This is a genomic window from Bacillus sp. JHAA (genome assembly GCF_036961585.1).
Lineage (GTDB): Bacteria > Bacillota > Bacilli > Bacillales > Bacillaceae > Bacillus > Bacillus velezensis.
In genome coordinates this window covers 1-9,716 of record NZ_JBAMDE010000017.1, presented here as the reverse complement: position 1 = coordinate 9,716, position 9,716 = coordinate 1, and the positions used below count along the sequence as shown (strand labels likewise).

The following is a 9,716-nucleotide window of genomic DNA, read 5'->3' as shown; positions in this document are numbered from 1 at the left end:
GATGCGCCTTCAATATAAAGACTATGCCGTCTGGCAGCGGTCGTTTCAGGAGAAAGAAGGGTACCAGAAGCAGGAAGCCTACTGGCTGAAGCGGCTAGAAGGAGAGCTTCCGGTGCTTGAACTTCCGGCTGACAAGCCCCGTCCGGCTGTCAGAAGCTTTGCGGGCGGCAGCGTATCGTGCACGCTTGACGCTGAAACGGCATCCGGCCTTCACCGCATTGCCCGGGATCACGGCTCCACTTTGTATATGGTGCTTCTCGCCGCGTACAATACGTTACTCGCGCGATTGAGCGGGCAGGAAGACATCATCGTCGGCTCGCCGATTGCCGGGCGTCCGCATGAAGACCTTGAACCGATTCTCGGCATGTTCGTCAACACGCTCGCCATCAGAACGGAGCCGAAAGGAGACAAACGGTTTACCGATTACTTGGCGGAAGTCCGCCAGGCCGCGCTTGAAGCGTACGAGCATCAGGACTATCCGTTTGAAGAGCTGGTGGAACGGCTCGGTGTGCAGCGGGACACGAGCCGCAATCCGCTGTTTGACGTTATGTTTGTGCTCCAAAATATGGAGCGTGAATCCCTGGTGTTAAATAAGCTGCATTTGGCTCAAGCTGCGGATACAAGTCATAAAACCGCAAAGTTTGATGCCACGCTTTACGCGTCAGAAGGGTCTGACGGTTCCATCAGCTTTGATTTTGAATTCAATACAGATATCTATCAAAAACAGACAATTGAAAAATGGCTTTGTTATTTTACACGTATTCTTACAAAAGTAATTGAAAACCAAGCGATACCGCTTGGTGACATTCACGTACTGGATAATGCTGAAACAAATCGCGTCATTTATCAGTTTAATCAGACGAAAAGCGATTACCCAAGACACGAAACCATCAGCCGTTTATTTGAGCGGCAGGCAAAAGAAACCCCCGATGCCCGGGCAGTTGTATATGATGGACAAATCTTGACATACCGTGAGCTGAACGAACGGGCTAACAGAATAGCGGCGGCTCTCCGATCAAATGGCGTCGGTCCGGAAAGCGTTGTCGCCTTATTAACCGGCCGCACAACAGAGCTTGCCTCCGGAATCCTCGGAATATTAAAAGCGGGAGGCGCCTACTTGCCTATTGGTGACGATGTGCCGCGGGAACGGGCTGAATGGATGCTTAAAGACTGTAAAGCTGATATTCTTCTCCAATCTGATAAACTTGACGGTCTGCCGCTTTCAGGAAAACGTTTATTCATAGAGGATATTCAAACAAAGGCCGGCTTGAGTTCAGAAAATCCCGAACCGCTCGGCGGACCTGAATCGTTGGCCTACATGATTTATACGTCCGGATCAACAGGTGCGCCAAAAGGCGTCATGATTGAACAGCGAAGCGTGATCCGCCTTGTGAAAAACAGCAATTATATTGATTTTACGCCGGAAGACAGACTATTGTTTACTTCATCATTAGGATTTGACGTTACGACATTTGAAATATTCGGTCCGCTTTTAAACGGCGCTTCTTTATATGTAAGTGACCAGGAAACCTATCTCGACTCGGATGTTCTGGAAACATTTATACAGCAAAACGGCATTACGACACTGTGGCTGACATCGTCTCTGTTCAACCATTTATCAGAACAAAATGAACACGTGTTTTCCGGATTATCCCGATTGATTATCGGCGGGGAAGCACTGTCCCCAAGCCATGTAAACCGGGTTCGGAGTGCGCTGCCGCAACTCTCAGTATGGAATGGATACGGACCGACTGAAAACACGACGTTCTCGACTTGCTTTTTGATTGAACAATCATACGATCATTCAATCCCGATCGGCCGCCCTGTCGGAAATTCAACCGCATATATCATAAACAGCAGGGGAACACCGCAGCCGATCGGCGTCATCGGCGAATTATGCACGGGCGGAGACGGTGTGGCAAGAGGATATTTCGGCCGCCCTGAACTGACGGAAGAAAAATTTGTCCCTAATCCTTTTGTTCCCGGAGAACGGATGTACCGCACCGGAGATTTAGCCCGCTGGCTGCCGGACGGAACGATCGAATATGCCGGGCGGATGGATGATCAAGTGAAAATCCGCGGTTATCGGGTGGAGCTGGGAGAGATTGAAGCCGCACTGAGGAGCCTGGACGGCGTGAAAGAAGCCGCCGTGTCAGTCAGAACCGGGCAGTCCGGCAATAAAGAACTGATCGCATATATGAGTCTGCAGGCGGACATGGATACAGAAAAAGTGCGTTCTTCACTTTCTCAGCAACTGCCGAATTACATGGTTCCGGCCTATATGATGGAACTTGAGAAGCTGCCGCTTACGCCGAACGGTAAATTGGATCGGAAAAATCTGCCCGAACCGGAGCTCGCGCTTCAAACCGCGTACACAGCTCCCCGCAATGAGCTCGAAGAACAGCTTTCCGTGATCTGGCAGGAAGTGCTCGGCGCAAAACAAGTCGGGATTGAGGACTCATTTTTTGAATTGGGCGGCGACTCAATCAAAGCGCTGCAAGTTTCCGCACGGCTCGGACGCTATGGGTGGAAAATGACGGCGAGTGACTTATTCCGGCATCCGTCCATTAAGGAGCTCGCGCCACTTATCCGGAAAGCGGAAAGAGTCATCGATCAGCGGCCGGTGGAAGGAAACATTCCTTGGACACCCGTTCAGCAGTGGTTTTTATCACAGCGGATGGAAAACAGAAATCATTTCAATCAGTCCGTCATGATGTTCAGCTCTGACGCATTGCATAAACAGCCGCTCAAAGAAGCCTTGCAGCATCTTGTCATTCATCATGATGCACTCCGGATCACCGTCAGTACAGAAAACGAAAGTTTCAGACAAATCAATCACGGTATTCAAAAAGATGAACTGTACAGCTTGGACATTTGGGATCTGTCTGAGACAGATACTTGGGAAAAAGAAATAGAAAGTGAAGTCGCTGCGCTCCAACAGCGGATGGATATTGAAAAAGGCCCGTTATTAAAAGCCGGCTGGTTCAAAACCCGGTCCGGGGATTATTTATTCATCACCGTACATCACCTGGCGGTTGACGGAGTGTCATGGCGTATTTTGCTGGAGGATTTATCTGCCGCTTACACTCAAGCCGTAAAAGGTCAGCCGGTCCAGCTTCCGCCAAAGACCGATTCGTTTAAGCAATACGCTGAAAGGCTTTCAGAATACGCAAAAAGCAGCAAGCTGATGCGTGAAGAAGAATATTGGCGTTTTATTGAAGAAGAAACAGCTGCCGAACTTCCTTATGAAAAACCGCAGCATCAGACGGGAGCCGACAGCATTCGGCAAACGGTAAGCTTTACGCTTACAGAAGAAGAAACGTCCGTTTTGCTTCAGCAGGTCAACCGGGCCTACCATACCGATACGCAAGATATTCTTCTGACTGCCGCAGCTTTGGCTTTACGGGACTGGACAGGGGGCGGCAGACTGCGCATCGCGATGGAAGGGCACGGGAGAGAGCACATCATGCCGGAGCTCGACATCAGCCGCACCGTAGGCTGGTTTACCTCCATGTATCCGGTGCTCATTGACTTGAACACAGCAGGCGCTGAGCTTGGAACGGCGGTAAAAACGGTCAAAGACACACTCGGAAGAATACCGGATAAAGGAATAGGCTACGGCATTTTAAAATACATGACACCGCCTGAACAAAAAACAATCCGCTTCAGACAAGCGCCTGAAATCAGCTTTAACTATTTAGGGCAATTCAATGATACAGAAGATCAGCACACGTTCAGTCTGTCCGGTCTTGCAAGCGGGCACGACATCACGCCGACATGGCAGCGGGAACAAGCGGTGGAAATGAGCGCGATGGCCGCACAAAACAAACTTCACTTCAGTTTGAGCTATCCGCCGAGCCGCTTCCGCAAAGAAACGATGGAACAGCTGCTGCAAACTTTACAGCAATATTTGCGTGATATTATGGCGCACTGCACAGGCAAAGAGGAAGCAGAAAAAACCGTTAGTGATTTTAGCAGCAAAACGTTAACATCTGATGATTTGGACAGCATAGCGAGTTTTGTCGAGGAACTGTAGAAAAAGGCGACGGGGAGATTATAACATGACAAAAAAGAATGCAATTCAGGATATTTATCCGCTGTCTTATATGCAGGAAGGAATGCTTTTTCATTCCCTCCTGCAAAAGGAATCACAGGCTTACGCCGAGCAGGCCTCCTTTTCAATAACGGGGAAGGTTGACACCCGCGTGTTTGAAGAGAGCGTTCATGCCCTTTTCGAAAGACATGATATTTTCAGAACGATCTTTATCAGCCAGAACGTGTCAGTGCCGCAGCAGGTCGTATTAAAAGAGCGGAACGTCAGCATCATTGAGGAAAATCTCACCAATTTAAACAAGGCTGATCAAATCAAGCATATTGAAGAAGCCAAACGAAGAGACCGTAAGAAAGGATTTCATCTGCAAAAAGACATGCTGATGCGGGTGACGCTGCTTCAAACCGGTGAATGTGAATATACGTGCATATGGAGTTTCCATCACATCATTATGGATGGCTGGTGTCTCGGAATCGTGCTGAAAGAGTTCTTCCAGATATACGCCTCGCGGCTCCGCCGGACACCGTTAACGCTTGAGCCCGCTGTGCCGTACGGGACCTACATCAAGTGGCTGATGGAGCAAGATAAAGAAAAAGCCGCTTCGTACTGGGAGCGGTACCTTGAAGGCTTTGAGCAGCAGACTGTTCTGCCGAAGCAGAAAAAAGCCGGCGAAAGCAGACAAGAGGAAGTGACGTTTTCCTTTTCAAAAGAGGACACGGCTAAGCTGAAAGAGCTGGCCGTAAAAGAAGAGGTCACGCTGAGCACCATTTTCCACACGCTCTGGGGCATTTTGCTTCAGGCGTATAACCAGACAGAAGATGCGGTTTTTGGTTCTGTCATTTCCGGAAGGCCGTCTGAAATCGAAGGCATCGAGCGAATGATCGGCCTGTTTATTAATACCGTGCCTGTCCGGATCAGCGGGGCAAACATCCCGTTTCAAAAGCTGATCAAAAACGTGCAAAAGAACGCTTTGAAAGGACAGGCATACAGCTATCATCCGCTTTATGACATACAGGCGAATTCACAGGTAAAACAAGGCTTAATTGACCACATTCTCGTCTTTGAGAATTATCCGGTTGAACAGGAGCTTGATGTGCTGAACAGCAAGGGGGACACGAAAGACCTTTTTCACATCCATGATTTCAGCATGGAAGACGAAACCAATTACAGTTTTTATCTTATGGTGGCGCCGGGTGACGAAATTCATTTGAAAATGAGATACGATTCAAGCATGTATGACCGCCAATTTATTGAAAATATCAAAGGCCATTTGGCACATATCGTCTCCCAAGTTCTCGACAAACCGGACATCACGCCGGACAAGCTTGAAATCATAACCCCAGAGGAAAAAGCGCAGCTGCTCGCACCGATTTCTGAAGAGACCGAAAAGCCTGAATATGACACGGTTCATGCGATGTTTGAACGGCAGGCCGCAAAAACGCCGGATCAAATCGCGATTCGGTATGAAGGCGAGTCAGTGACGTACAAAGAGCTGAACGAATCGGCTAATAAGCTGGCCCGCCTGCTGCAAAAGCGCGGATTAAAGCGGGAGGAACCGGTAGGCGTCATGCTCGGCCGTTCCCCTTCTTTAGCGGCGGCTGTTCTCGGTATTTTAAAAGCGGGCGGCGCCTTTGTCCCGATAGATCCGGGCAGTCCAAAGGAGCGTATTCGATATGTCATTGAAAACAGCGGCTGCGTCCATGTTGTAACAGAGCGGCATCAATCAGTCCCCGCGGAACAAACGCTGCAGGTTACATATATAGAAGAGGCCGGGACGGAAGCGGACGGAAGCAATGTGCAATCCATTAATACGGCAGACGACCTCCTTTATATGATTTATACATCGGGAACGACAGGGAAACCGAAGGGTGTGCTGCTCGAACATAAAAATATGGCCAACCTGCTTTCTCACCAATTGACGAACACAGACATTGATTTTTGCACAAATGTGCTGCAGTACGCATCTGTGGCGTTTGACGTCTGCTATCAGGAGTTATTTTCAGTACTCTTGAGCGGCGGCACCCTTTGTATCGTGCCCGAATCAATCAAACGAGACGTTTCTCAGCTGTTTTCGTTTATTGATCAGCACAACACGGAAGTTGTGTTTTTCCCGACTGCGTTTGTCAAAATGCTTTTCAATGAAGAAGGTTATGCACAGTCTTTTCCCCGCTGTGTGAAGCATGTCATTACGGCCGGGGAGCAGCTGACCGTTTCGCGTTTGTTCAGGCAGACGCTCCGTTTACACGGTATGCACCTGCATAATCATTACGGCCCGTCAGAAACTCATGTGGTTTCAACGTATACGATTTCTGCGGGAGATGACATACCTGAACATCCGCCGATCGGGAAACCGATCCATCATAACAAGATGTATATTTTCAGCAAAAATAGGCAGCTTCAGCCTCTCGGAATTGCGGGAGAATTGTATATTTCTGGGGCGAATACAGGAAGAGGCTATGTGAACAATCCGGCGCTGACCGAAGAGAAATTTTTGCCGGATCCGTTCAGAACGGACGCCGTCATGTACCGGACCGGAGATTTGGCAAGACTGCGTGCGGACGGCCAAATTGAATACATCGGCCGGACAGATGATCAAGTGAAGATCAGAGGGTACCGGATTGAACCGAAGGAAATTGAAACCGTCCTGGCAAATCATCATGCAGTGAAAGAAGCTGCTGTTCTGATTCAAACGAATGAGTCCGGCGAAAATGAATTATGCGCCTACTGCAGCGTCTCACAAGCGACTGATCCTTCTCAGCTGCGAAGTGATTTGGCTAAAGAGCTGCCTGATTATATGATTCCGGTCAAATGGGCTTTTGTTGACTCAATTCCGCTCACTGCGAACGGAAAAGTCGATCAGCGGGCCCTTCCGGAAGCTTCGGCATACGCAGCGGGCCGTCAATATACAGCTCCCCGGAATGTGACCGAGCTGAAGCTTACCCGCATATGGGAAGAAGTGCTTCAAACCGGACCGATCGGCGTTCACGATCACTTTTTCGAGCTTGGCGGCCATTCATTAAAGGCGACGGCACTCGTTGCAAAAATAGCTAAAGAGTGCAGTGTGCAAATCCCGCTGAGTGATGTCTTCAGCCATCCGACTGTAGAAGAACTCGCCAAAATCATCAGTGAAGCAGAAGAGAACCCGTTCGCATCCATAGAAAAGACAGAAATGAAAGAAACATATCCTGTCTCATCCGCCCAAAAACGGATGTACGTCCTTCACCAGCTTGAAAATGGCGGTGTCAGTTATAACATTCCAGCCGTTTTAGAGGTGAAGGGCCCGTTTGACCGAGATAGGATGGAAGCCGTGTTCAAGGAACTGATCCGGCGGCATGAACCGCTCAGAACGTCCTTTGAAGAACAAAACGGCCTGCCTGTGCAGAGGATTCATGACGACGTGCCGTTTGCATTTACAAAAGAACAATCAGCCGAAGCGTTTATCCGGCCGTTCGATCTCGGCAAAGCGCCCCTTTTCCGGGCAGGATTTGTCCAAATAGAAAAAGACCGGCATCTGCTTTTAGCTGACATGCATCATATTATTTCAGACGGCGTATCCGTCAATCTTTTGATACGTGAATTCAGTGAGCTGTATGCTGAGAGAAGTCTGCCGCCGTTACGGATTCAATACAAAGATTATGCTGTCTGGCAGCAATCATTTATGGCGGGCGCCGCATATCGGAAACAAGAGGAGTACTGGCTGAATCGGCTTGCCGGTGAGATTCCCGTGCTTGAATTGCCGGCTGATAAGCCGCGTCCCCCGGTGCGGAGCTTTTCCGGTGACCGGGTGTCATTTGTCATCAATGAAAAACATACAGCACAGTTGAAAAAGCTGGCGAAAGAAAACAAATGCACACTGTATATGACGCTGCTCGGTGTGTACACGGTTCTGTTAGCCCGTTTAAGCGGACAGGAAGATATGATTGTCGGGTCTCCGATTGCAGGAAGGCCTCATGCCGACCTTGACGCCGTTCTGGGCATGTTTGTCAATACGCTTACTTTCAGGACGCGTCCCGACGGAAGCATGACATTCAAAGAATATTTAAAGGAAATTCGCCAAACAGCGCTTGAGGCTTACGAACATCAGGATTACCCGTTAGAAGAGCTCGTCGATAAGCTCGGTGTGCCGCGGGACATGTCCCGAAATCCGCTGTTTGACACAACATTTGCGCTGCAAAATATGGAACAGCAGAAGCTTAGGGCAGCTGGACTTGAACTGCAGCCGGCAGACGTCAGCCTGCCGATTTCTAAATTTGACTTATCACTGTACATCTCTGAAAACGCCGGTGAATTATACTGCCAGTTTGAATACAGCACCGATTTGTTTAAGAGAAAAACGATTCAAAAATGGGCGGGATTTTTTACGACACTTGTCGAAAACGCCGCGGCTGATCCGGGCTTGGAATTAGACGATATTTCTGTTTTGACAGAAAAAGAAGAAGTGTCTTTGCTTCAAGATTTCAGCCCCTTGCAGAAAACAGCGTTTCCGCTTCATCAGTCTCTTCATGATCTGCTGGAACATCAGGCTGAAAAAACGCCGGACCGTCCGGCAATTTTAACTGATGACATTTCGATTACGTATCAGGAACTGAACGAAAGGGCAAACGAGCTTGCGCATCAGCTGATCAAGCGCGGGATAAGGCTGGAGGATAAAACCGCCATTATGGGCCGGCGTTCTCCTGACATGCTGATCGGCATTTACGCTGTCTTAAAAGCAGGCGGTGCATATCTGCCGATTGATCCGGATTACCCGGAAGAGCGGATTCGCTTTTTACTGAAAGACAGCGGCGTGAAATTCTTACTGGCAGAACCAGAACTTTCCGCACCAGATCTTTTTGAGGGAGAAACGATCTCTCTGAAAAGCGGACAAACAGGAAACCCTGAAGCTGCGGCCAACCCTAACGTTCCGGTAAAACCTGATTCATTGGCTTATATCATCTATACATCCGGTTCTACGGGACGCCCAAAAGGCGTGCAGGTTGAACATCGGTCAGCCGTAAACTTTTTATACTCACTGCAAACGCGTTATGGATTAAGTGATTCTGACATCATTTTGCATAAAACATCATACTCTTTCGACGCTTCGATTTGGGAGCTGTTTTGGTGGCCGATCGCGGGAGCTTCTGTTTTCCTCCTTCCGCAAGGCGGCGAGAAAGACCCTGAAATGATACTGAACGCATTGGAGAATAACCGCATAACGGCGGCTCATTTTGTGCCATCCATGCTTCATGCTTTCTTGGAATATATAAATTCCAGAAAACAGCCGATCAAAAAAACCTGCTTAAAAAGGGTTTTTGCCGGCGGCGAACAATTGGGCCCGCACCTGGTTTCCCGTTTTTATGACCTTCTGCCGGGAACGGAATTGACAAATTCCTACGGTCCGACGGAAGCGACAGTAGAAGCGGCGTACTTTGATTTGCCGCAAGGAAAAGAATTTCACAATGTTCCGATCGGCATTTCCGGGCATAACATGCGGCTGTATATTTTAAATCAAAAGATACGGCTTCTGCCGCCGGGCTGTATCGGAGAGCTGTACATCGCGGGGACAGGGGTGGCCCGGGGCTATCTGAACCGGCCTGAGCTGACGGAGGAGCGTTTTCTCGATGATCCGTTTTATCCGGGAGAGCGCATGTATCAGACGGGCGATATCGCACGCTGGACAGAAGAG

2 protein-coding genes are annotated in these 9,716 nt (G+C 49.1%); both read left to right on the top strand.

Features of this window, described 5'->3' with window-relative positions; all coding sequences use genetic code 11:
• The coding region (locus tag V7728_RS20175; RefSeq protein WP_335371376.1) for an amino acid adenylation domain-containing protein at nucleotides 1-4,036 on the top strand (4,036 nt) is incomplete at its 5' end.
• 25 nt (nucleotides 4,037-4,061) lie between these two features.
• Nucleotides 4,062-9,716, top strand: a 5,655-nt coding sequence (locus tag V7728_RS20170; protein WP_335371375.1) for an amino acid adenylation domain-containing protein, incomplete at its 3' end; no start/stop codon positions are given.